Below are 23,411 nucleotides of genomic sequence, written 5' to 3'. Positions count from 1 at the left end.
TTATCCCCTACAGGTAGACATCAAAAAAAGAGAACATGATATGATGTTCTTAAATAGTCTACCTGCGAGGGGATTTTTCTATGGCAAAAAAAGGACAAACCTATACTACATATACAGAAGAATTAAAACGAGAAGTAGTTCGTTTAAAGTTAGAGGAGGGCTGGTCCTATCGTCGCCTTCGTGAGCGATTCGGGATTAAGAGTGATGCTCAAATTGCTGAATGGGTAAAGAAAGTTCAAAATGAGATATCATTTGATGACCAACGTGGTAAGTGGCATAAGAAGCATTTTAACAGTCTAGAAGAAGAGAATGCTTATTTGAAGGCGCAGGTAGATTATCTAAAAAAGCGCAATCCAAATCTACACGGGAAGGAGTGGTCTTAAAAGCACAAAGGTTTCAAATGATTGATAAATTAAGGAGAAAGCATCCACTTATGTGGCTTCTTAAGATTGGTGAAGTTTCAAAAGCTGGATACTACAAATGGCGGAATAGTCGTTCGAAACAAGCAATTCGCAGGGAAGAGGATATTCTGTTAAAGGAACATATCTTAGCTCTTCACAAACGACATCCATACTTTGGGTATAAACGAATGACGAGGGCTTTATCCAGAGAAGGAATGGTTATAAATCATAAACGTGTGCGGCGTTTAATGAGGGAATTAGGAATAAAATCAGTCATACGTAAGAAAAGACCTTTCTACGGGCGTAGAGGTTCTATTGTATTTCCTAACGTACTGAACAGAGAATTTTATTCAGAAAAGCAGTATGAAAAGCTAGTAACCGATATTACATATGTACGAATCGGAGACAAATTTGTGTATTTATCAGCCGTTTTAGATTTAATTGTTGCTTGGCAATTATCTGAAAGAAACTATCTTGATTTAGTCGTAGATACGTTGAAACAGTTAACAGGTAAGTCCTTTGCCAAGAATGCGCTCATTCATTCTGATCAAGGATTTCAATATACAACTAAGACTTATGAAAAGCAATTAGAGGGATTAGGCGTTCAAGGAAGCCACTCTCGCCGTGGCAATTGCTATGATAATGCTTGTATAGAAAGCTTCTTTTCACATTTGAAAGTGGAGAAGTTATATTTAATACGTCCAAAAACCGTTGAACAAGCTCAATGGGCGATTCAGGAGTATATCAACTACTATAACAACGGACGTTTTCAAGAGAAATTTAAAGGCCTTTCCCCGATTGAATACCGAGAAAAGGCCGCAGCTTAAGATACTCTTTTTTTCATTGTCTACTTGACAGGGTTATGTGCAGACAGCTTCTCTCTTTATTATTCAGATAAAAAGTGTTCTTTAAAAAATTCAAGTTGAAGCTCGAGGGAAAGTGGATCATTAAAGTAAAATTCTTTTGCGTTGGCTTCAAATACTTGGCCATTTTGCACCGCTGGAATGCTTTGATACGTGTTCGTTTCTTGGAATGAATTGTCAGCTTCGTCATTTTTGCTTAAGATGATGTAATCTCCAGCAAACTCTGGTAACGCTTCAAACGATAGGGCATAATAACCGTCGGCAAGTGCCATTTCTTCCACCTTTTCCGGCATCGCTAAGCCCATCGTTTGATAAAGAATTTCGGTGCCGCGTCCCCAGTTGTTACCGAACACGTACAGTTGATCTTCAAATGTTTCAATCACGGAAACAGTTGCATCTTCCCCAATTTTTTCTTTGATCTCTTCTCCAGCTTGCTCTGCACGAGCTTTGAAGTCATCAACCCATGCTTGAGCTTCCTCTTCTTTGTTTAATAGCTTGCCTATTTCAACATGCTGTTCTAAGTAGTCGAGGTTATTGTAAGTGTACAATACGGTTGGTGCAATTTCTTGAAGCTGTTCCGCGTTTTGTACAGTAGAGTAAGCAATAATTAAATCAGGATCTAGCTCCATAATTTGTTCTAGGTTCTCCTCGGATACCTCCGTTACGTCTTGAAGCAATTGTTCGTAGTTAGGATTGTTCTTTGACCAAGTGTCAACACCAACAACATTTACATCAAGGGCAAGGATATTGCCAGTAAAGCCTAAGGCGACTACACGCTGAGGGTTGGCAGGGACTTCGATGGGACCCGCTTCTGACTCGTATGTGATCATTCCATCTTTGGATTCTAGTTCGTCAGCTTGTTGTGCATCTGTATTGCTTCCACAAGCAGCGACTACAAGCAAAGCGAAAAGCAACATGGTGAGAAGTAATAAGTGTTTCCGTTGTTTCATTGTTTGTGCTCCTTTATAAGTGAAAATGATTATCAATATCGTTCACAATCTTTACTATAAAAAAACGGATGAAGAAAGTCAACATAAAAGTTTGTTTTAACTGTCGGAAAAAGTGGATTCATTTGCTAAGCTAGAGGTAAGAACTATTTGCCAAGAATTGAGGGATTAGATGACGAAAAAAATAGTGTTAGCTGGTGGGACAGGATTTATCGGTCAATACTTGCAACAACGCTTTGTGGAGAACGGCGATGAAGTCGTAATTATTTCGAGAAGGGCTCCACACGTTTCATGGGATGATTCAGAGGCTGTTCGTGAAGCGTTAGAGGGGGCGGACATGCTCGTCAATTTAGCAGGAAAGTCGGTGAACTGCCGCTACAATGAACAAAATAAAAAAGCGATTTTGCAGTCGAGGATTGACACGACTAACAAACTAGGTGAAGCGGTGTTAGCTTGCGAGCGGCCACCAAAGCTTTGGCTTAATTCAAGTACGGCGACCATTTATCGCCACGCTGAAGATCGACCAATGACCGAAGCAAATGGTGAACTCGGATCTGGCTTTTCGGAAAATGTGGCAAAAGCTTGGGAAGAGGCATTCTTCTCCTTTCAATTGCCGGACACAAGGCAAACGGCATTGCGAATTTCCATTGTTTTAGGCGGTGATGGAGGAGCGCTGACACCGTATCGCTATTTGACGAAATTCGGCCTTGGCGGCAAACAAGGTTCAGGAAAGCAAATGGTCAGTTGGATCCACGTAGAGGACGTATTCCGTGTGATTCGCTTTATTGAAGAACAAGAAGCGCTTGAAGGAGTAATTAATTGTACAAGCCCGCACCCCGTTTCCAATAAAGTGTTAACGACAGCTATCCGGCGTGCCATGAATATGAAAATTGGCTTGCCTGCAACCGCATGGATGCTCGAAATCGGTACCTTTTTATTGCGAACAGAGTCTGAGCTCATTTTAAAAAGCCGGTGGGTCTTACCAGAACGCTTGCTTCAGGCAGGTTTTACGTTCCAATACGAAACGATCGATGACGCCCTTAGCGAAATTTTAGTACAGTCCAAATCAGCTTCCTACCTATAGAATATGGTGTTTGCAGGGTGACCATCCATGCAGATCGTTGGCAAAAAAAGTGAGGTAAAGTAGGCGTGTGCACGCGCATACTAAATGGCGTAACACCACTAAGATCAATGGAGGTTTTCACCTGTGAACACTCAATTCAATCAGCAGATGAACCAACAAATGAATCAGCAACAAATGCCGGCGCCAGGACAACAGATGAATTCAACTCAAATGCCTAGTAACTTGAGCCATGGCGGTCATGAGGTGTTTGATGTTCAGGAAGTCTTGACGAGTACCATCGGCGTTCTAGACCAATATATGATGTTCCGCACCTTCGTGAAAGATCAGCAGTTATTGAACATTTTGGATCGTCAGTATTCGTTTTTGACCGATCAATACAACATTCTGTGTGAGTGTTTCAATACAGGAAGCAAGCCTTCCCACGGAACAAAGGTGTACAACATGCAGCTTAGCAATAATGTCACCTATGGCTTTAAACCAAGCCAGCCGAAGAAACCAATGCAATCGATCAACGAAGTTTCTGACCAAGGAATTTCCGGTCATATGCTTGGATTAATGAAATCACAGGCAACCATGCTAACAACGGCTTCCTTAGAGGCAACCAATCCTGTCGTTCGCCGTGTGCTTGCTGACAGTGTACCGAATGTGGTCGAAATGGCGTATGAGCTTTTCCTTTACCAAAACCAACATGCCTATTATCAAGTACCACAATTGGCACAGCAAGATATGCAAAAAATGATGTCTGGCTTCGCACCGGCTAACGGTCAGCCACAAATGCCACAGGCAGGCCAAATGTATCAAAACTAACCGAACGAAAAGCGCTAGGGATGTCTATACCCCTGGCGCTTTTTTCATTAGTTGCGTTTTTCCCGCAGAGAAGGACTTATACAGTTCGAGGAACGATTATTATCCCTCATTGAAGGGAGCGTGTGACCAATGGATCAGCCATTTTTAAAACGGCCTTTCGTCGTTTTGTGGATCGCACAAAGCGTTTCCGCCCTTGGAGGTACCTTCACTACGTTTACAGTCAGTTGGCTCATGTACCAATTGACCGACTCCCTTGTCGCGATGAGCGGGGTTTGGATTGCCTTTATGATTCCAAAGCTGCTAACCAATATAGTCGCAGGTCCGTATCTAGATCGGTTTCAATATAAAGTGGTAATGGTTGCGTCCGAGTGGCTTCGCGCCATCGCCTTTTTCGTGCCGACTGTTTTGTTGGTAGGAAATATGTTAACGGCTCCCGTCTTGATTATGGCAGCCGTGCTCACCGGGATTGCGGAACCGCTGTTTCGCCCTGCTGGGATGGCTTATGTGGCTCATATTTTACCGGAAAAACATCTACAGCGAGGCAATTCGATCCTCGAAGGAACAATGCAAATCGTCATGCTTATCGGTCCCGCTCTAGGCGGAGGACTCATCGTCTTAGTCGGTCCATTGCCACTGCTCGTTTTTATTGTGATCGCCTTAACGGTATCAGGCTTTTTGCTTTTAATGCTGGATCGTGTACATCGCGCGAAAACGAATGATCGAGCCTCATGGCTGACAATGTTCAAAGAAGGGATGTCCTTTTACAAAGTATATCCAGTGTTGTTTTCGGTTGGTTTGCTAATGATGATGATTAATTTTAGCAGTGGTGCTGCTTTGCCTATGTTTTTGCCCTACGTCCTTGAGCATTTACATGGGACGGAATTTCAGTACGGCTTGTTTATGTCAGTCTATTCTTTAGGAATGGTCCTTGGCTCATTTTTGTGCGGATTGTACCCACCACCAAAAAATTTGCGACGTGTGATGCTCGGCTGCTTGACCGTCTCTTCCTTTCTCATGATGGCTCTTGGCTTCATTACAAGCATCTGGGTTGCCCTTGGGATTGCGACCATACAAGGCTTCTTCGCAATGGCGTTTACGATTAACAATACGACCTTTTACCAGCGGCGGGTACCAGAACATCTGCGTGGCCGTGTGTTTACTGTACGGGCCTTGCTCGCCCAATCAGCGATTCCATTAGGAGCCGGAGTAGGAGGTCTCCTAGCAGAGGCGTACCGATTTCAAGTGTTATTTCTCATTCTTGGCGGGCTTATGCTCGTCTCTACATTGCTTGCATGGAGGATGAACGTATTTTATCAACTGAATCATCAGCCTGTTGGTTCCGAGGAAACCACCCAGAGAGCGTAAGTGTTTTGTTATATTGAGCATTTTGCATAAAACGGAGCTCTTTAATATTAATGATCCTTGTCATAGTTCAATCCTAAGCGATAAGCTTCGTTCAGCAGCATTTCGTAATGATTGGGATGGGAATCCAGTGTCTCATATAAGAATTCAACCTTGGAATTGGAAACACCGCAATAATCTGCAATTCCCACATTGAGCAGATGAGTAATCATTTCATCATAGTTACGCTTTTTCATCTGTTCTTTCGAAACACCGGCCAAACCAATCCACAAGACTTGCTGATGATGAAGGTGATTTGCACCGTACGCAAACCCGTTATTCCATACTCGGTCAATATACCCTTTTAGCATAGCCGGCAAATGCCACCACCAAAGTGGAAAAATAAGTGCCAAGGCATCATGCTCCTTCATCCGCCTTATTTCCATTTCTACTTCAGGGGAAAATGGCTGTTCCGCAACTGACCAATCCGGTTCATCTACCCCTTTTAAAACAGGATCAAAACCAATCTCATGCAAATCCAATATTTCATACTCGTGACCAGACTCGGTAAGGCCTTTTACGAAATGCTCGGCTACCTCAAAGGTCAAGGAATCTTTTCTCGGGTGTGAAACAACGGTTAATACTTTCATGTTTGTATCTTCACTACCTTTCTTTAGCAACTAATTTCTCGCCTTGATCAATGGCTGATGCTATTATAAACAGTAAGGAAATTATCTGGAAGTAGGTACTTTTAAGTTCTATAGGATGATCCAGGTGCCATAGGAACATGGAAGTTCCCTAGGCAGAGCCCCTAAAAACGAATCTGAGTAACGGGTTGAGGGGACTGGTTGTTCTAAGCAAACACAGCCTTGTAACGGAGGGTTAGGAGATGACGGAACAGAGGAAAAATGGCGGTCAAAAGAAGTATCAAGTTGGAGTGGAAGCGGCTTTAGAAGTAATGGGAGGAAAATGGAAGTCTTTAATTATATACCATTTAATGACAGGTCGAAAGCGAACGTCTGAGCTCCGTCGGTTAATGCCAGCCATTACTCAAAAAATGCTAACCACTCAGCTCAGGGGTTTGGAAAAGGATGAGATCATTACACGCAAGGTTTATAACGAGGTCCCTCCTAAAGTGGAGTATGAGTTAACGCCCTATGGATGGGGATTAAAACCTGCGCTAGACCTTTTATGCTATTGGGGAGAGGATCACCTAGAAAAGGTTTATGGCGACAAATCCAAAGTTTTGGAAGAATTTCAAAGCTGTAAAGAATAAATTTGAACACTTTGGTAGCTCCGAGGCAGACACTTTATATTTGATAATGATAATCAATATCAAATATAATTGGAGGAAAGGAGGAATGATCTCATGTTTTTTCAAGTGAAAACACTACGTGTAGAAGAGGGACATAGCGATAAAATCGTCGAAAAATTTGCTAGTAAAGGACTCATTGAAGAACAACCGGGGTTTATTGATATGAACGTCCTGCGAAAAAAACAGCGCCGTGGAGATGAGGAAGTGGTGGTCATCATTCGCTGGGAATCGGAAGAAGCATGGAAAGCTTGGGAGAAAAGTGACGCCCATCTAGCTGGACATCGGGAAAATCGTGGGAAACCAAAGCCTTCATACATATTGGATGGCCGTCAAGACGTTTATGAAGTGTTAGCGAAAAAATAACGAGTCGCCCCCTATCATCGATAGGGGGATTTTCATCCTTCCCAATGATGCTGGTCCCCCTAGCCGGACGATCCCCCGATTGCCAAAAAAATTTTTTTCCTTTCATGTTATCAATTTCTCGGTTTCATTCGTTATCTAAGTGAAAAAGAAAAAGCCGAAAAGGTGAGTGACGTATGTGAAGGTGAGTGAGCTATATGAGGAGCTGAAACAGGATCTATGTCGATTTACTCGTACCATTAGCCGTAACGAGCAAGAGGCGAACGATTTAATACAAGACGCGATCGAAAAGTCGTTAAGGTGTACGGAATTACTGGATTGGCCGAGGCATAAGCAAAAGGCTTGGTTTTATCGGGTGATGAAAAATCAGCTCATCGATATTAGGCGAAAGGAAAAGCGGGAAACAGATTGGGATGACAGTGTGATCCCGCCCTTTACAACAGCAGGAACATCTTACGTAGAAATGGTCGATCTTTTGTCTAAGCTGCCAGCATCGTTAAGTGATCTTGTGTTCAAGCATTTTTGGCTTGGGCTAACCAGTCAAGAAATAAGTGAAAAAGTAGGCGTACCGGCTTCTACGGTGCGTTACCGCATTCGACTTGCGGTGAAAAAGTTACGAGAGTACATGAAGGAGGAAGGATAGTATGGGCCGCACGTTTGGCAATATCGGAGTTTTAAATTTGTTAGAGGCGACGGAAGATAGCATTAAAGAAGTGGATTCGATTAAGAATGTTGGTACGGTGCTATATCGAAAAGAAAACGCCCACCTTTTAACGAAACTAGCGATTGGAAATATAGGTGCCACCTTGGAGGTTCCAGGGGATGCACGGTTTGTCACGGGTGTCTGTACGTTGGATGCCGCCTATTTAGAAGCGGTGGATGAACCGATGACGCTCCTTGTGACCGGAATCGTAGTCGTAGATCATGATGTAACGGTCGAGCATATCAAACGAACGGCCTGTCAATTAAAAGTGACAGGAAACATTTTTGTTCCACCTCAGTTGAAGGGAGCAATTGGGCTCATTTTGAAGGAAGGAACGGGACAAGTGAAAGTATATGAAGGAGCGCCACCACGATTGGAAGTAGGAGTCGTTATGATGACGAACGGTTATTTACAAGGGTTGCAAACGAACACGCATCTGATCGTCAATGGACAATTAACGTTAGCGGCGGATCTTGATCTTGAGCTCTTTCACGAGAAAATTTGGGCGATTGAAGTGAATGGGAAGGTGAAGGTCTACAGTAACCAACAAGCAGCGTTTTACCAAAAAGGTCAAGTAACAGGAGTCGCAACTGTCATTCCTGAAGGGTTTGAACCGATTTCGTCCTCCCTTCGAATCAATGCTCGCTCGATCCGGCGCTTTCGCCAGCAGTCCATCTATACGGAATCTCCGATTATCTTTGAAGCTGGAATTTCGCGAGAGGCTTTCGAACAGGCCATTTCGTCGATTCATTCCACCTCTTTCATCGTCTGTCATGAAGACATTGAAGATCTTATCTATGAACGATTAGAACGATTGGAAACCGATGTTCTCACCTTTGCCAATCAATTGCGTTACGTAGGAAAAGAGGAGGATTGGACGGCTAGCGACCTTCTTGGGTTAGAAAAGGGGACGGAGGTCATTGTTGATGGGATCTTAACACTTTCTGAGGACATTGAAGAATCGTTGTTGAACGAACGGATTGGCGAAATGGATATCCTTGGCGAAGTAATTGTTCAGCATGCTACGCAAAAAGCGCTAATTCAGAGAAAGGGACGCCTTATAAGCGGAATCTTGACAGTAGCTAGTGAAGTGAGAGAAGAAGTTCAAGTTGAAAACATCGGGACATTGTCCTTATAGAAAGTAGGCGGCTAAAATGGACCCGTGTCGAGAGGCGATCGTGGAAGATCGTTTAAATGAATGGGAAGAAGCACATAAACAAAAGGTTCTTGTGAAGACCACGAAAAAACGAGAGACTCTTTGGCAGCAACCAGGTTACAAAAAGCTCTTTACTTCTTATAGCATTTCAATGGTTGGGCAGTGGCTCGATCTTGTCGCCCTTCTTGTATTATTCGGCTACGTATGGAACGCTGATCCGCTATTGTTAGCGTTCATTCCAATTGCCTTTGCATTACCGCAAATGTTGTTCGGCCAATTTGCTGGTGTATTTGTTAAAAAGTATCACAAAGTGAAGGTTATGGCTGTAGCGGATGGGGTAACGTCTTTACTCACAATCTCGCTTTTGTTCACTGGTCATCCTCTCGTTGTGTTAGGAATCATCTCATTGCGAGCGACTGTCAACGTTGTCCATTACCCTGCCCAACAAAGCTTGCTTAGGCAGCTTATACGAGACGATTTACGATTGCAGGCGATTACGTGGAATGGCGCCGTCTCTCAAGCGGCGAAAATCATTGGGCCTATGGGGGGTGGAGCGTTACTAACGGCGTTCTCACCTCACACGCTCATTCTCTTAAATGGCATTGCTTTTTTATTATCAGCGCTTCTCTTAACGACCTTGTTTCGTAACGTGAAAGTAGTAGAAAAGGACACTTCTTTGGAAAATCAGTCATCGTTCTGGGCAAGTTGGAAAGCAGGCTGGCAAGTCGTTTTTAAGCGAAAGGTCATTTACTTTTCCTTCGCCATTGCTTTGTTAGGAATGTCGGTAATTCAAATGGTCGATATTCAGTTCCCAGTCTTATTTCGGCAAATTGCAGCCGCTCAGCCCCAAATGGTGGCGTGGATCATGGCGGCGATCGGGACTGGTGCGATTGCCATGATGGCCTTTCTCGGCAGAATGAAGAAGCTGCGTAACGTAGGGATGTGGTTGGCTGGGGCCATGATCTGTATCGGGATTGCGTTTTTGGGAATAGGGATGCTGCAGGAGGGCTTCCTCATGATGATTCCGATCGGGCTTGGATTGATCACGGGGCTAGGTACAGGTACGTCCATGGTCGTCTCCAATTACATTATCCAGACGGAGCCGAGGGAGCAGGAAGTAAGTCAGGTGGCAGGAATCTATCAGTCTTTGATCAGCATGGCCATCCTTTTACCACCACTTCTAGGGGCATGGCTTATTCATCTCATCGGCATCATTTTGCTCTTTCAGATTGTCGGAGCTGTGCTTCTCATCATCGGAGGAATGGCCTTATGCCTTCATCCGATTCTGTTTACGACGAAGCAGGGAACAAAAGAGGCAGGAACAAAACTCCTAATAGCGAAAGAATAAAGCTAGAACGTTTTCGGAAATCCTTTTATAATATAGAAAAACATAGGAAAAGATCATGTTTATGATCAAACTTTGTGACAGTGGGGAGGGCTGGTTGTGGAAGGTGTCATGAGTTTCTTATTTGGTGCTCTCAGTTTGTTTATCCATTGCTCATTGCATCCGTTCTTTTGTTTGGCTATGCCTTTGTGAAACGTTCATGGGTTGGGATGGTGGTATGTGCCATTTTACTTTACCCTAATGCTTGGTTTGTGAGCATGCATCCACCGTTTCCTTGGGTTATTTACACCCCTGTCATCCCCATCATGCTCGCAGCCGTCTTTTATCTAATGAAAAGAACAAGGCTAAGGACTAATTGAACGAATGGTTTTTTGAAAAAGCCTGTATCAAGATTACTTAGTAATCGACGATACAGGCTTTTCTATCGGAAAAGACGAATGCCCCTTTACTCTGCCACTGGAATCCGTGACTTTGGCGTTGATGCCATAGAAGAGGACTTCGGTTTTTCAGCCAACTGGCGGCTAGCGATCTCTTTTTTGAAGTAGCTAATAATACGAGAGGTGACCGCAATCGATAGGATCGACAGAAGACCGCGGATGACGCCAACGGACACCATGCTAAGAAGAACAACAGAAACGTCAAACAAGAAGTTTGTTTTCCCTGGATCGATCGCCAATCGTTTTTGTAAGTAGAGGGCCAAAATGTTCGCCCCTCCTAAAGACGAGCCATTCATAAAAATGAGCGATAGACCAAGGCCAATCAAACCGCCGCCGAATACGGCACCGAGCCAAACAGGGACGTTGAAAGAAGGCAGCCAAACGTCTAAGCTCGTCACCAAGGAAAGCAAGGATACAGAAATGATCGTGGATCGTGTAAAGCTCCAACCCATTCGTAGCAAGGAAAAAAGGTAAAACGGAACGTTCACGAGAAAAAAGGTTAACGCAAACGGAAGATTGAAAAGATACGTCATGCCTAAGGAAAGCCCAGCTGTCCCTCCAGTAACAAGGTTAGCATGACGTAATAAAATAACGCCACAGCTCGTAATCACAATGCCTAAAAAAATCCACAGCCATTTCTTCATGTGCAACCCACCTACGTTGTTAAAAATTCCGCGCAACATATGCTCTACTTTTAATTTTAGAATGTTAAATGGAAATAGGGCATAGTATAATGAATGAAAAAGGTGAGTATTGACTCCATTTTGAATGTATTTTTTATAGGATGGCTTCAATATGGTAAAACAGGAGGGTGGATATGGATAAGCTTGATATAAAATTGCTTGAGCTGCTGCAAAAAAATGCACGGACGACGATAAGCGAGCTTTCAAAAGAGTTAGCCTTGAGCCGCCCGAGCGTTTCTGAACGGTTGCAACGGCTTCAAGAAAGTGGTGTGATTGAAGAATATAGTGCTCGCATTTCCTTAGCAGGGGTCGGACGAGACATGCTATTAATTATTCTAGTGAGCGGACTGCGTGTACCGTTAAAAGACTTTGAAGACATGGTGAAATCGGAAGAGATGATTATTGAATGTCATCGGGTGACAGGAGAGGTTAGCTATATGTTGAAGGCGGCTGTCCCGAACATGAACAGCATGAGGATCTTAATTGATAAGCTTATCCCGTATGGAAACATTAACACGTCTACGGTGATTGGTTCTCCTGTTCCATACCGGTATATCTTGCCGGTCGAAAAAGACGAAGAGCAAAGTGATGGCACGTGAAAAAGAACTTCCGAGGGGACGAGAAGTTCAATAGTAGGTTAGGAAGACCGTCTATCTAGCTCTTGTAGCTTCTTCACGAGATCTTTAAAGCGCCGTTCATCCTTGAGATCAAGAGCTTCATCAATTTGCTGAAGCAACATCTTTTTCTCATTTTCGATAAGAACAGCTTCGATGAGTGAGTCGGTTTCCTCTTTATATGCTTGAAACTGCTTGAAACGTTTAATGTATTCGCGGGATTCGGAATCGAGCATTTGTAAGTATTGGTGATTTTGCGCTTTTCCGTGGAAATGCAAAATTAAGTAGATCGGGTCAGCGGGGTTCGCTTGAAGTTCACCGAGTGCTCGAATCGGATCTTCAATTTTCCTTCGGTATAAATAAAAAGCAAACCCTGGCTCATCTGACTGCAAGGTAGAAATGACGAGCGTTCGTTCACGGCCGCGAATTTCTTCAGTAAACATCACTTGTTCGAGCAAATGATAATGTTGTAAAAGGTATTCAAGTATCCGCTTCGCATCTTTTCGTTTTAATTGTTGTGTGAGGAACCATTTAAGGAATTGACGTTTTTCTGCAACGGATACCCACTTGCCCATAAGACGATCACCCTTAAAAGCCTTTTCTACCAGTGTACCATAGATAAGATGATCCTTTTCATCTATGTGAAAAAATCTGACACTCTTTTCGGAACAAACGGATCAATAGAACCGCTTTGCTCAACTTTTTTAGCCTTCTGTGCTACGATGGAGGCAAAGGGAATTACTTCGCTTAGCGAACTATATGGAAGGGAAAGGAGCATGGCACATGAATGATGTACGTACATATTTAGAGCAAAAACGCGAGGAGCACCTAGACGAATTGAAACAGCTTCTCGCCATACCGAGTGTGAGCGCTTTATCAGAGCATAAGGAAGATGTGCGAAAAGCAGCTGCTTGGTTCGTAGACACACTGCAAAAGGCAGGGTTAGAACATGTGGAAATGATCGAGACAAAGGGACATCCCCTTGTGTATGCTGATTGGCTCCATGCGAAGGGAAAGCCGACTGTGCTCATTTACGGCCACTATGACGTCCAGCCTGTCGATCCTATCAATTTATGGGAAACACCTCCTTTTGAGCCATCGATTCGCGAAGGGAAAATTTTTGCACGTGGAGCGACCGACGATAAAGGGCAAACATTCATGCATATAAAAGCATTGGAGGCCCTATTAAAAACGGAAGGCACACTCCCTGTAAACGTCAAATTGATTATTGAAGGGGAGGAGGAGATCGGTAGCCCAAACTTAGATCCATTCGTTGAACAGGAGCAAAATAAGCTTCAAGCAGATGTCCTCGTGATCTCTGATACGCCGATGCTCGGAAAAGGAAAACCGGCCATTTGTACAGGATTACGCGGGCTTTGTAGCTTACAAATCGACGTCAAAGGAACAAAAGGGGATCTCCATTCAGGTTTATACGGAGGTGCTGTGCAAAACTCCGTCCACGCGCTCGTCCAACTTCTTGATTCGATGAGAAATGAAAAAGGACAGGTTATGGTTGAAGGATTTTATGACGATGTGGTGGACGCCTCTCCAGAAGAACGGGAGAGCTTTGCAAGACTTGATCACCACGATGATGAAATGAAGGATGAACTAGGGGTAACAGAATTGTTTGGTGAAGAAGGCTTCTCTACTCTTGAGAGGACATGGATTCGTCCGACGTTAGAAATCAACGGAATCTACGGAGGCTTCCAAGGAGAAGGGGTAAAAACAGTCATCCCTTCTGAAGCCCATGCAAAAATCACGTGCCGTCTCGTCCCAGATCAGGACCCGGATCAAATTGCGTCTCTCATCGAAAAGCACATTGAAGCCCATACACCACCAGGGGTAAAGGTGACGACGACTCGATTTGACACGGGGCGCCCTTTTGCGGCCTCGGTTGATCACCCTGCGATTCAAGCAGCCGCACGTTCTTATGAAGCCATATATGGAGAGCCAGCTGTATTTACACGGATGGGAGGATCGATCCCAGTCGTTGAAACATTTCATCGCTTAATGAAGCTACCGATCGTCCTGATGGGATTTGGACTGCCAAGCGAAAATTTTCATGCGCCGAATGAACATTTCCACCTTGAAAATTTTGATAAAGGCCTCGTTACTTTATGTCACTATTGGCATGAGCTAGCCAACATAGAGGAAAATTGAAGTCCAACACGTGCGGCATGTACACCGCACGTGTTGTTTTTTCATGGTTTAACTTATGTTTAAAAACAGGACAGAACGGTAAACTATTCAGAAACGAGAAAATGAAAGGAGGATGGGTGTAATGGCAGAAGTTACAGTTGGCTTTCAAGTTATGCCAAATGGTAAAGATATGGACACACATGGGGTCATCCCGGAAATTGTAGAGGTCGTGAAAGAATCTGGACTCAAATATGAGGTAGGGCCAATGGAGACAGTGGTTGAAGGCAAGCTTGATGATGTGTTTTCACTCATTAAGCAAGCGCAGCAAGTGGGCATCGACGCGGGAGCTTCTGAAGTCATGACGAACGTCAAAATTCACTATCGTCCAGAAGGTGTGTCCATTGAAAACAAAAGCAAATAAACGTCGCTCGGGGTTTTGCTCCCGAGCTTTTTTATTCGTTCGAGGCATCTTAGCGAAAAGACGGCAAAAAAACAGGAGAAGCCCAGAAATTTCGTTTTGCAGATGAACTTGTCTGTGTACAAAGGGGGACAAAAGCTGAGCCAATAAGCCGTTCTTTACAAATCCTTTATATTACTTTTATACCAACAATCTTTGAGTTGTGGCAGGAAAAATGCTTTCTTAAACGAAATTTGTTATATGATGTAAATTTTCAAAATGATGACAGCATGGCACGAGCGAAAGAAAGAATCAACCTTATATTTAAGTTGGGGAGTTGATTTGATGAAAGCAGTGCGCAGTGTTTTAGATTATTTAGCAAAGGGCGGGGTTGATACGGTTTTCGGAATTCCAGCAGGATCTGTAAATGCTTTTTTTGATGAGCTGTATTCAATGCCACAAATGACGCCGGTTATTGCCAAACACGAAGGAGCCGCTTCGTATATGGCGGCAGCATATGCGAAATACTCTGGCCAGCTAGCGGTTGCCATTGGTTGTAGTGGACCAGGCAGCACTAATCTTCTTACTGGAGCAGCGAACGCGATGCGAGAACAGCTCCCGATTCTGTTTCTTACCGGAGCTGTACCGACTAATACAGAGGGGTTGAACGCTTCACAAGAGTTGGATGTTCAGCCGCTGTATGCACCGGTTACTAAATATAGTGTGACGGTTCGAAAAGGGAGCGATTTGCTTTCGGAAGTAGAGAAAGCGGTGACGATCGCCCTTTCGCCTGTTCCCGGCCCTGTCCATGTAGCCATGCCAATTGATGTTCAGCTTGAGACGATCGAACCACCCGATCTACCTTCTTATCCGACACAACCACGCACCATGCCTTCAAATCAGTCAGTAAAACAAGCCGCACGAGAATTAACAGAGTTAAAGAACGGAATTGTTTTTATTGGCCAAGGTGTTCGACGAGCGGTGCGCGAAGCAATTGAGATGGCAGAACGGTTACGTTGGCCAATCGTTACAACACCTCAAGCGAAGGGATACATTCCTTCAGGTCATCCCCTTTATAAAGGAGTATTCGGATTTGCTGGACATACTACTGCCTCTGACTTACTCAATGGAGAAGAGGGAGATGGGCTCTTTATTATCGGATCAAGCTTGGGGGAAACAGCGACAAATAACTACAACAAAAAGCTAACGGATGGACGTTATGTTATTCAGTTAGATCACGATAAAACCGTGTTTAATAGAAAATATAAAATCGATTTTCCGATAGTTGGAGATGTAAAAATAACGTTGACTGAGCTGAATCTAGAGTTGGAGCGGCTAGGGCGAGATCATCAACCACAACCAATTGCACGAGTAGAAAACAAAGTGAATAAAGAATACACGACCCAGCACTTGTTACTAAGCATTCAGCAAGCTCTTCCACCAACAGCACGTTACCATATAGACATAGGAGAATTTATGTCCTATGTGATTCATTACATGGACGTTTATGAACCGGATACGTTTAATATCAATGTACATTTCGGTGCGATGGGAACAGCGATAGGTTCTGCCATTGGTGCGGCTATGGTCGATCGAAAACGTCCTACAGTTTGCATTACGGGAGATGGTTGCTTTTTTATGCATGGAATGGAGGTATTAACGGCTAAGGAATACGGGCTCCCGATTTTGTTTGTGATTGTAAATAATGCAAGGCTAGGGATGGTCTATCATGGCCATGCTTTGCAATATCAAAGAACCCATCCTCGTTTTGAACAAGCGCCAGTCAATCTCTCAAAGCTATTGGAGTCAGTCGGAATACCGACGGCTCGAATCGAATCATTGGCAGATCTCAAAGAGGAGCGCATCAGCTCGTTGCTACCAACGGATGGACCTGCCATACTAGAGCTTGCAATAGTTGATTCACAAATACCACCAATGGGGGACCGTGTGAAATTTTTGTCGTCGTTCGGGAAGTAACGATGTATGATAGAGGGGAGGCATCTATTATTTACGAGCATGGAAGGAGCTGTCGTTTGATGATTTCATATGAATGTTTACATCATGTAAGCCTCCCTGTTACTGATTTAAATAAAGCGGTCACTTTTTACCGAGATGTTCTCTGTTTAGCACCTTTGGAGCGTCCTGATTTTGACTTTGATGGTGCATGGTTCGGGGTAGGAGAGCAACAAATCCATCTCATTGTTTATGATCAAACGGAGATGTTGAGGGAGCAACCAACGATTGATACTAAGGAAGCACATTTTGCTCTTCGCGTACAAGATTATGAGGAAACACTTTCATGGCTTCAAAAGCATAACGTAGCCTATCGAGAAAATCGCACAAGTAGAAGCGGGTTTGCGCAAATATTTTGCTTAGATCCCGATGGAAATCAAATCGAATTACATGTAGAACAAAAAAAGGACCGCTAATGGAAATGACCATAGCAGTCCTTTTTCGTTTTAATGGTCGTTAGGTATGATCGATTTTTTTCAATGGTTTTTTTGCAGGACCTTCAACAACTTCTCCGTCATACGAAAAGCGCGATCCGTGACAAGGGCAATCCCAGGTACGATCTCCATGGTTCCAACTTACTTCACATCCCATATGGGTACACGTAGTGTCCACGAGATGCAGGGCTCCATCCGTATCACGATAGCCACCTGCACGCTTACCGTTTACGTTTACCACGTCTCCTTCATCCTTTTGCAACGATTCAGGGGTTCGTGAACCTTTTTCTGTTTTACCGTCAATGAGGTGTTTAGCTACGTCGACATTATATGAGAAAAATTTACGAAGGCTTGGATCAGCGACAAATCGCTGTGGAGCAAACAGCTTTTGATAGGCGTTTACTTGGCCGATAATCAGATCTGTGATTAGATGAGCTGCGATTGTACCATTGGTCATGCCCCATTTTCGAAAACCTGTGACAACAAGTATATGAGGATCATTGCTTGTGGCTGGTCCGATATAAGGCATCCGATCGAGGGTAACTAAATCTTGTGCAGACCAACGGTAAGAAATGTCAGTCACATTAAACATCTCACGGCTAAAAGATTCTAGTGCTTCATAATGGTAGTCGGTATCCATCCCTTGTCCTGTTTTATGTGTTTCTCCACTAATGAGCCAGAGGTCTTCTCCTTGGTAAGACGCATGGCGAATCGATCGTGGCGGGTCCTCAGCTGAGAGGTACATGCCACCAGGATATGGCTCTTTTACTTTTAGGCCAAGAACATAAGAGCGATCGGCGTACATACGAGAAAAGTAAAAGCCGCGATCAAAGAAAGGGAAGTGGGAGCTTTCAACGACATAATCACACGTTACTTTATGACCATCTCTCGTAAGAACCGTTCGGTGCTCGCCTTTATCAACATCTGTCGCAACCGTGTGCTCAAAAATGAGGCCGCCACGGTCTATAAAATCTTGAACGAGCTTCATTAAGTAGGCAATTGGATGAAACTGTGCCTGACCTTTCATGACAATCGCTTTTTTTATTGGGACTTGTAGAGGCATCGAGTCAATCAGTGATCCATTAATTTGTAGTTTTTCATAGGCGCGCATTTCTCGTTCTAATTTCGCTAGATACCGGTTAGCATTTGTGTAGATGTAGGCGTCATGCTCTTGGAAATCACAATCAATTGATAAGTCTTGAACGGTGTTTTTAATGAAAGTCTTAGCTTCCATCTGCGCATCGTAATATTGCTTTGCTTTATCCTCGCCAAAATGTTGAATAAATTCATCATAGATCAATCCGTGTTGGGCAGTGATTTTGGCTGTTGTGTGCCCTGTCGTTCCATTGAATAATCGATCTGCTTCAAGAATGACCACTTTCTTACCTCTTTTTTGTAGCAGGTAGGCGGTGGTTATTCCAGTGATTCCCCCTCCAACAATGACGACATCAACTCGTAAATCATTTTGCAGTGGCTTAAAGTCAGGTAGGGGAGTGGATTGTCTCCAGTAAGGCTCAGGTGTATTTGGCTGTTTGTATTGCTCGCTCACGGCCATCCTCCTTCATATACGTATCTTTTTTTATCATTGTTACCAATCCCTAGGAAATAATGTATATACGTGCATCTTTTCTTGGGAAGTTTCTAAATTGTTTCACGTGAAACATTGATGGATAGAGTATGAAAGCGCTTCTGTAGGATGACAGGGCGAACTTCTTCCTAATTAAATGTTGACTTCATAGTGGATAAACTTTAAACTAAAATGTATAAGCTGACCATAGTAAATCCTTTAGCAAGGCTTTAGCATATAGTTTAATCATGCGATTGGCTATCTGAAAAAGCTGTAAGAGGATTGAAAGCCTAGTATTATTCTGTAAGATTTCGATAGGAAATTGATGAGGGACAATGAATAAAACAAAAGGAATGGTTGAATCAGAAATTAGTAAAGCTCTTACGCAATGGGAAAAAGATTATCTCGGACGAGGATCTGTCTCAGTGAAAACAGACCTTTTGCGAAATATGATCATTGTCACATTGCGAGGGATCTTAACCCCTGCAGAATATGCCTTGTGTGAAACCCAAGAAGGAAGAATTTCAATTAAACGAACTCGCGCTGACTTGGTTGAATCGGGAGAAAAAGATTTGAAAGAAATCATTCGCTCGATCATAGGGGAGCAGGTGCTAAGCATTCATACTGATTTAAGCACACGTACAGGAGAACGGATCATTGTGTTTAAATTAGAGAATGATGTTGAAAAAAATTTTTCATAACATAACAGGGAGATCTTCGAAGAACATAATGTTTGTTGAAGATAAACCGACAATTTTTTGAATGTATGGTGATAAGACCATCTATTCTTAAATTGTCGGTTTTTTTATTGCATATTTTCGTTAGAGGGAGGAATAAAAAGTGAGTGAAATCATCATACAAAACTTGATATCACCTGTAGTCTTGTTTTTTCTATTAGGTATTATTGCTGCGACCTTTAAATCTGATTTGCAGTTTCCAAAAGGATTGACAGAAGCGTTAAGTATGTACCTTTTGATTGCGATCGGAATAAAGGGAGGGATTGAACTTTCACACTATCATCTCGAAGCGGTAATTGGGCCAGTTATTGGGACGATATTTTTAGGCATGTTGATCCCGGTTATCGTTCTTATGATTACACGCTTGTTTATGAAAGTGGACTTAAAGAACTCAATTGCGCTTGCTGCCACTTATGGATCGACGAGTATAGTAACTTATGGTGCGGCTGTATCGTTTCTTGAGAAAAGTGGCACGACCTATGAAGGATTTATGAATGCGATGGTTGTGTTAAAGGAAAGTCCTGCAATTTTAGTATCCTTATTGTTATTAAGCATCATTGAAAGGCAACAGGCTGTTCCAACAACTTTATCTTCTAAACGAGTGGGAATTGTCTCAGGGCATCAGGGACTGATTGATAAAGAAGTACTGAAGGAAAGCTTTTTTGGAAAAAGCATTATATTACTTCTAGGAAGCCTAATTATTGGCCTTGTAGTAGGTGAACGAGCGATTCCGATGGTTCAACCTCTTTTTATCGACTTGTATCAAAGCGTTCTGATTCTTTTCCTTTTGTATATGGGGTTAACCGTTGGCGAACGTTTACCTGAAGTTAAAAAGCACGGAATCAAACTCATCCTGTTCGGTGTACTGACCCCGATTTTGCTTGGGGCGTTGGGTGTTCTCGTAGGAACACTTGCCGGTTTATCAGTTGGGGGAGCAACATTGATGGGGATTTTAGCAGGGAGCGCCTCCTATATTGCGGCTCCTGCTGCATTGCGAACGTCTGTACCAGAGGCAAATCCATCGATTTATTTAGGGCTATCACTAGGGGTCACTTTCCCGTTCAATCTTATCTTCGGTATTCCTCTTTATTTTGAATTTGCGAAGTTGCTTCATTAGAGAAGAGAGGGGAGTAAACCTTAAAACAAAAAAGTCGGGTGAACCGTTTTGTATCGGTTTATCCGACTTTTACTTTTTTGCCGTAAAAAAGTATAAAACTTTTATAAGCAAAGTCATTCGAGAGGGAGGGTGGAAAGAGACTATGAATCTTGCTGCCGTTTAAAGGGGATAGGAAACACTGAGTTTACTAACATACTACTAAAATTTTTATTCACTTTGATGGGTCGAACGTTTAAACAACCGTACCTGACGATAGCTAAAGTTTTATGTAGCTTGTTCAAAAGTAACACTAACGACACTGTCGCTCGCTTTATAAAATGAGTCTGGGATAAGAACGACGAGTTAATCTCTATATGAACATTTTACAAAAGTATGTTAAATCTATACTTACTCGAATTAATGTATCACGTGAAACATATTAAATGATTAAATTTCTATCTTATACAATAAACGGGATTTAAATAAGAGAAATCGTTTGCGCAATTGAGTTGAAATTGACAAGAAACAATTGTATTCTTTACAAAAAGCAAATATAATAAAGGAGCATGTGCAAACGTTTGCCATAAGGTGGAGGGGGCGATTTATCTTGAACAGACAATGGTGGAAGGAAGCGGTTGCTTACCAAATTTACCCGAGAAGTTTTTGTGACTCTAACGGGGACGGAATTGGTGATCTCCAAGGAGTTATTGAAAAATTAGATTATGTAAAAGGCCTAGGGATCGATGTGATTTGGATCTGTCCGATGTATCGATCACCAAATGATGATAACGGTTACGATATTAGCGACTATCAAGATATTATGGATGAGTTTGGGACAATGGAAGATTTTGATCAATTATTACATGAGGTTCATCGCCGAGGTATGAAGCTCATTATCGACCTTGTCATTAACCATACATCGGATGAACATCCGTGGTTTATTGAATCAAGATCGTCCAAGGATAACCCGAAAAGGGATTGGTATATATGGCGTGACCCGAAAGAGGACGGTTCTGAACCAAATAACTGGGAGTCTATTTTCAACGGTTCCGCTTGGGAGTATGATCAGGCTACAGGCCAATATTACATGCATATTTTCTCGAGAAAACAACCTGATTTAAATTGGGAAAACAGGGACGTGCGTAAAGCGTTATATCAAATGATCAATTGGTGGCTCGAAAAGGGAATCGACGGATTTCGTGTGGATGCCATTTCTCATATTAAAAAAGTAAAAGGGTTACCAGATTTACCGAATCCAAAAGGGCTCGATTATGTTCCTTCTTTTGAGGGGCATATGAACCGTGAAGGTATTCATGAATACTTGCAAGAGTTGAAACGGGAGACGTTCGATCACTTTAATATTATGACCGTAGGCGAAGCAAATGGGGTAACTGTGGAACAAGCGGACGATTGGGTTGGAGAAGATCATGGTGCCTTTAATATGATCTTTCAGTTTGAACATTTAGGATTGTGGGATAAAGGAGTAAATGGCACGGTTGACCTTGCTGAACTCAAGAGTATCTTTACGACATGGCAGAAAGGACTTGAAGGAAAAGGGTGGAATGCGTTATTTCTTGAAAATCATGACCAACCAAGAAGCGTATCCACATGGGGAAATGATAAGGAATATTGGAAAGAAAGTGCAAAAGCATTGGGGACGCTTTTCTTCTTTATGCAGGGTACTCCGTTTATTTACCAAGGGCAGGAGATTGGGATGACGAATGTCCGTTTTCCTTCAATAGAGGACTACGATGATGTAGGGATGAAAAACTTTTATCGAATTGAAACAGAAAAAGGACGCTCCCATGAAGAAATTATGGAGATCATTTGGCAAAAGGGGAGAGATAATTCCCGTACGCCGATGCAATGGAACGATCAAAAGCATGCAGGCTTCTCAACAGCAACGGAAACATGGATGGGGGTCAACCCAAATTATAAACAAATCAATGTAGAGAAGCAGCTAAAAGAAGAGGATTCTGTTCTTTCTTATTATAAGAAGATGATTGAATTAAGGAAGTCATCGGACCTTTTTGTTTATGGCAGTTACGATCTTGTCTTGCCTGAGCATAAACAGATTTTTGCCTATACGCGTACACTAGAGAAAGAGAGCGCGCTCATTCTGGTGAATATGTTTGCTGATGAGGTATCGTTCCAATTCCCACTCAAGTTAATTGGGGAGAAGGAACGTGTGCTTGGTAACTACAAAACACAAGGGGCGAAAGATAAGCTACGTCCGTATGAAGCAAGGGTATATCGCTGGCAATCTTAACGATGGAACAGAGGCAGGGATAGAACTAGCCAGACGTAATTAAAAAGGTTCAGATCATCAAATTAAAATGATCCGAACCTTTTTCTTTATACGGATAACTACGGCCGTTTCCAAGTTAATGGTCAAAATTCGCGACGCCTAGGGGAAAAGCAAGAGCTGAAGATCCATCGGGGCCCATTCCCCGATTAGCTGAAGCCTTGCCCGCGGGAAGCGAGTGTTCTTGAAACCATAAACCCCATATAAAATAAACACTCTTATTACTGTGTTTTGTCCCAGCTTCAGTTTAAATCTTTTGTTTGTAATCAATGTCTTTGTTAAAGGACTTAGCATATAACGATCCGACTAAGCGGAGAGGTCGTAAGAAAAATGAGGAAAAGTACACTTTCTGACACGATCTATGTAATTGTTGCGTAAAAACCTTGTTAAGGTTGTATGATTCTTGTGAAGAATTGTCGCAAGCGGTTGTTCTGTGTAGAAAAAATTGTTACGGTATAGACGAACCCATCATTGCAAGAGTTTTTTTCATCGAAATACCCCCCTTTATTTGGAGTGAATGGATAGACATTCACTCTTTTTTTATTCTATTGTAGATTACCTTCGTTAAGATTAAAGGGTAAGAAAAGATCGCTTTCGCCATAAACACTAGACGGCAGCCACGTATTTCTGACCTTTTCAGTTTACATAAGATCCGTAGTTCTAATGA

The 23,411-nt window shown here is 42.8% G+C and carries 22 protein-coding genes; 17 read left to right on the top strand and 5 right to left on the bottom strand.

Annotated elements, in window-relative coordinates; translation table 11 throughout:
* The first annotated feature begins 80 nt into the window (after positions 1–80).
* Positions 81–1,228, top strand: a protein-coding gene (locus FED51_RS19870) for an IS3 family transposase (RefSeq protein WP_138090975.1) whose coding sequence is annotated in 2 segments (ribosomal slippage) — positions 81–339 and positions 339–1,228 — 1,149 coding nt in all. Because the reading frame shifts where the segments join, the coding sequence is not laid out codon by codon here.
* A gap of 59 nt (positions 1,229–1,287) precedes the next feature.
* Here FED51_RS19870 and FED51_RS19865 read toward each other — a convergent pair.
* Positions 1,288–2,214 (bottom strand): iron-hydroxamate ABC transporter substrate-binding protein, encoded by a 927-nt coding sequence (locus tag FED51_RS19865; protein ID WP_053430033.1) that lies wholly within the window; start codon positions 2,212–2,214, stop codon positions 1,288–1,290.
* 169 nt (positions 2,215–2,383) lie between these two features.
* On the opposite strand from FED51_RS19865, the gene FED51_RS19860 reads away from it, so the two are divergent.
* The 3 genes from FED51_RS19860 (at position 2,384) to FED51_RS19850 (ending at position 5,467) form a co-directional block, all read left to right on the top strand.
* Positions 2,384–3,295 carry a TIGR01777 family oxidoreductase gene (locus tag FED51_RS19860; RefSeq protein WP_053430032.1) on the top strand — a complete coding sequence of 304 codons (912 nt, stop codon included), beginning with the start codon at positions 2,384–2,386 and terminating at the stop codon, positions 3,293–3,295.
* 147 nt (positions 3,296–3,442) lie between these two features.
* Positions 3,443–4,102, top strand: a complete 660-nt coding sequence (locus FED51_RS19855) for a spore coat protein (protein WP_083445605.1) — start codon at positions 3,443–3,445, stop codon at positions 4,100–4,102.
* 129 nt (positions 4,103–4,231) lie between these two features.
* Positions 4,232–5,467: an MFS transporter gene (locus FED51_RS19850; protein ID WP_053430031.1), complete on the top strand. Its 1,236-nt coding sequence runs from the start codon at positions 4,232–4,234 to the stop codon at positions 5,465–5,467.
* 47 nt (positions 5,468–5,514) lie between these two features.
* Here FED51_RS19850 and FED51_RS19845 read toward each other — a convergent pair whose 3' ends face one another.
* Positions 5,515–6,093, bottom strand: coding sequence for an NAD(P)H oxidoreductase (locus FED51_RS19845; RefSeq protein WP_053431899.1), 579 nt, complete (start codon positions 6,091–6,093; stop codon positions 5,515–5,517).
* A 239-nt stretch (positions 6,094–6,332) separates the two neighbouring features.
* Here FED51_RS19845 and FED51_RS19840 point away from each other — a divergent pair, with 239 nt between their 5' ends.
* From FED51_RS19840 to FED51_RS19820, 5 genes are all read left to right on the top strand, one after another.
* A complete protein-coding gene (locus FED51_RS19840; RefSeq protein ID WP_053430030.1) occupies positions 6,333–6,719 on the top strand; it encodes a winged helix-turn-helix transcriptional regulator in 387 nt (128 codons plus the stop codon).
* 93 nt (positions 6,720–6,812) lie between these two features.
* On the top strand, positions 6,813–7,121 hold the full coding sequence (locus FED51_RS19835; protein ID WP_053430029.1) for an antibiotic biosynthesis monooxygenase family protein: 309 nt from the start codon (positions 6,813–6,815) through the stop codon (positions 7,119–7,121).
* Between the two features lie 175 nt (positions 7,122–7,296).
* On the top strand, positions 7,297–7,761 hold the full coding sequence (locus FED51_RS19830) for an RNA polymerase sigma factor (protein ID WP_053430028.1): 465 nt from the start codon (positions 7,297–7,299) through the stop codon (positions 7,759–7,761).
* A 1-nt stretch (position 7,762) separates the two neighbouring features.
* Positions 7,763–8,959 carry a hypothetical protein gene (locus FED51_RS19825; protein WP_053430027.1) on the top strand — a complete coding sequence of 399 codons (1,197 nt, stop codon included), beginning with the start codon at positions 7,763–7,765 and terminating at the stop codon, positions 8,957–8,959.
* Positions 8,960–8,975: 16 nt separating this feature from the next.
* Positions 8,976–10,325, top strand: a complete 1,350-nt coding sequence (locus FED51_RS19820) for an MFS transporter (RefSeq protein ID WP_053430026.1) — start codon at positions 8,976–8,978, stop codon at positions 10,323–10,325.
* Between the two features lie 442 nt (positions 10,326–10,767).
* On the opposite strand, the gene FED51_RS19810 is transcribed toward FED51_RS19820, so the two are convergent.
* Complete coding sequence (locus FED51_RS19810; protein ID WP_010900003.1) at positions 10,768–11,403, bottom strand: YitT family protein; 636 nt, start codon at positions 11,401–11,403, stop codon at positions 10,768–10,770.
* A gap of 173 nt (positions 11,404–11,576) precedes the next feature.
* Between FED51_RS19810 and FED51_RS19805 the strand changes: the two genes are divergently transcribed.
* Positions 11,577–12,041: an Lrp/AsnC family transcriptional regulator gene (locus tag FED51_RS19805; RefSeq protein WP_010900002.1), complete on the top strand. Its 465-nt coding sequence runs from the start codon at positions 11,577–11,579 to the stop codon at positions 12,039–12,041.
* 38 nt (positions 12,042–12,079) lie between these two features.
* Here FED51_RS19805 and FED51_RS19800 read toward each other — a convergent pair whose 3' ends face one another.
* The gene (locus tag FED51_RS19800; RefSeq protein ID WP_010900001.1) at positions 12,080–12,631 is read right to left on the bottom strand and encodes a YpiB family protein; all 552 of its coding nucleotides are present in this window, start codon (positions 12,629–12,631) and stop codon (positions 12,080–12,082) included.
* A 208-nt stretch (positions 12,632–12,839) separates the two neighbouring features.
* Between FED51_RS19800 and FED51_RS19795 the strand changes: the two genes are divergently transcribed.
* The 4 genes from FED51_RS19795 (at position 12,840) to FED51_RS19780 (ending at position 17,021) form a co-directional block, all read left to right on the top strand.
* Positions 12,840–14,216: a dipeptidase gene (locus tag FED51_RS19795; RefSeq protein WP_053431898.1), complete on the top strand. Its 1,377-nt coding sequence runs from the start codon at positions 12,840–12,842 to the stop codon at positions 14,214–14,216.
* Between the two features lie 121 nt (positions 14,217–14,337).
* A complete protein-coding gene (locus FED51_RS19790; protein WP_010899999.1) occupies positions 14,338–14,616 on the top strand; it encodes a thiamine-binding protein in 279 nt (92 codons plus the stop codon).
* 321 nt (positions 14,617–14,937) lie between these two features.
* The gene (locus tag FED51_RS19785; protein WP_053430025.1) at positions 14,938–16,569 is read left to right on the top strand and encodes a thiamine pyrophosphate-binding protein; all 1,632 of its coding nucleotides are present in this window, start codon (positions 14,938–14,940) and stop codon (positions 16,567–16,569) included.
* Positions 16,570–16,628: 59 nt separating this feature from the next.
* The gene (locus FED51_RS19780) at positions 16,629–17,021 is read left to right on the top strand and encodes a VOC family protein (protein WP_010899997.1); all 393 of its coding nucleotides are present in this window, start codon (positions 16,629–16,631) and stop codon (positions 17,019–17,021) included.
* Positions 17,022–17,061: 40 nt separating this feature from the next.
* Here the strand turns inward: FED51_RS19780 and FED51_RS19775 are convergent, their stop codons facing one another.
* Positions 17,062–18,594, bottom strand: coding sequence for an FAD-dependent oxidoreductase (locus tag FED51_RS19775; protein ID WP_053430024.1), 1,533 nt, complete (start codon positions 18,592–18,594; stop codon positions 17,062–17,064).
* A gap of 347 nt (positions 18,595–18,941) precedes the next feature.
* Between FED51_RS19775 and FED51_RS19770 the strand changes: the two genes are divergently transcribed.
* The 3 genes from FED51_RS19770 to FED51_RS19760 all read left to right on the top strand — a co-directional run bounded on the left by FED51_RS19770 (position 18,942) and on the right by FED51_RS19760 (position 22,708).
* Positions 18,942–19,307: a Na-translocating system protein MpsC family protein gene (locus FED51_RS19770; protein WP_010899995.1), complete on the top strand. Its 366-nt coding sequence runs from the start codon at positions 18,942–18,944 to the stop codon at positions 19,305–19,307.
* Between the two features lie 139 nt (positions 19,308–19,446).
* Positions 19,447–20,460: a sodium-dependent bicarbonate transport family permease gene (locus FED51_RS19765; RefSeq protein ID WP_010899994.1), complete on the top strand. Its 1,014-nt coding sequence runs from the start codon at positions 19,447–19,449 to the stop codon at positions 20,458–20,460.
* Between the two features lie 586 nt (positions 20,461–21,046).
* The gene (locus tag FED51_RS19760; RefSeq protein WP_053430023.1) at positions 21,047–22,708 is read left to right on the top strand and encodes a glycoside hydrolase family 13 protein; all 1,662 of its coding nucleotides are present in this window, start codon (positions 21,047–21,049) and stop codon (positions 22,706–22,708) included.
* Positions 22,709–23,411 lie beyond the last annotated feature (703 nt).

This window comes from Halalkalibacterium halodurans (assembly GCF_005671335.1).
In the GTDB taxonomy this organism is placed as follows: Bacteria; Bacillota; Bacilli; order Bacillales; family Bacillaceae_D; genus Halalkalibacterium; species Halalkalibacterium halodurans.
Note: the sequence above shows the minus strand (reverse complement) of the source record. Positions and strands in the feature narration are given on the sequence as shown.

Coding starts and splice junctions, on each gene's coding strand:
- FED51_RS19780 (WP_010899997.1), top strand. CDS start 16,629: ATGATTTCATATGAATGTTTACATCATGTAAGCCTCCCTGTTACTGAT.
- FED51_RS19820 (WP_053430026.1), top strand. CDS start 8,976: ATGGACCCGTGTCGAGAGGCGATCGTGGAAGATCGTTTAAATGAATGG.
- FED51_RS19770 (WP_010899995.1), top strand. CDS start 18,942: ATGAATAAAACAAAAGGAATGGTTGAATCAGAAATTAGTAAAGCTCTT.
- FED51_RS19805 (WP_010900002.1), top strand. CDS start 11,577: ATGGATAAGCTTGATATAAAATTGCTTGAGCTGCTGCAAAAAAATGCA.
- FED51_RS19850 (WP_053430031.1), top strand. CDS start 4,232: ATGGATCAGCCATTTTTAAAACGGCCTTTCGTCGTTTTGTGGATCGCA.
- FED51_RS19840 (WP_053430030.1), top strand. CDS start 6,333: ATGACGGAACAGAGGAAAAATGGCGGTCAAAAGAAGTATCAAGTTGGA.
- FED51_RS19835 (WP_053430029.1), top strand. CDS start 6,813: ATGTTTTTTCAAGTGAAAACACTACGTGTAGAAGAGGGACATAGCGAT.
- FED51_RS19860 (WP_053430032.1), top strand. CDS start 2,384: ATGACGAAAAAAATAGTGTTAGCTGGTGGGACAGGATTTATCGGTCAA.
- FED51_RS19825 (WP_053430027.1), top strand. CDS start 7,763: ATGGGCCGCACGTTTGGCAATATCGGAGTTTTAAATTTGTTAGAGGCG.
- FED51_RS19775 (WP_053430024.1), bottom strand. CDS start 18,594: ATGGCCGTGAGCGAGCAATACAAACAGCCAAATACACCTGAGCCTTAC.
- FED51_RS19810 (WP_010900003.1), bottom strand. CDS start 11,403: ATGAAGAAATGGCTGTGGATTTTTTTAGGCATTGTGATTACGAGCTGT.
- FED51_RS19845 (WP_053431899.1), bottom strand. CDS start 6,093: ATGAAAGTATTAACCGTTGTTTCACACCCGAGAAAAGATTCCTTGACC.
- FED51_RS19790 (WP_010899999.1), top strand. CDS start 14,338: ATGGCAGAAGTTACAGTTGGCTTTCAAGTTATGCCAAATGGTAAAGAT.
- FED51_RS19795 (WP_053431898.1), top strand. CDS start 12,840: ATGAATGATGTACGTACATATTTAGAGCAAAAACGCGAGGAGCACCTA.
- FED51_RS19785 (WP_053430025.1), top strand. CDS start 14,938: ATGAAAGCAGTGCGCAGTGTTTTAGATTATTTAGCAAAGGGCGGGGTT.
- FED51_RS19865 (WP_053430033.1), bottom strand. CDS start 2,214: ATGAAACAACGGAAACACTTATTACTTCTCACCATGTTGCTTTTCGCT.
- FED51_RS19855 (WP_083445605.1), top strand. CDS start 3,443: ATGAACCAACAAATGAATCAGCAACAAATGCCGGCGCCAGGACAACAG.
- FED51_RS19800 (WP_010900001.1), bottom strand. CDS start 12,631: ATGGGCAAGTGGGTATCCGTTGCAGAAAAACGTCAATTCCTTAAATGG.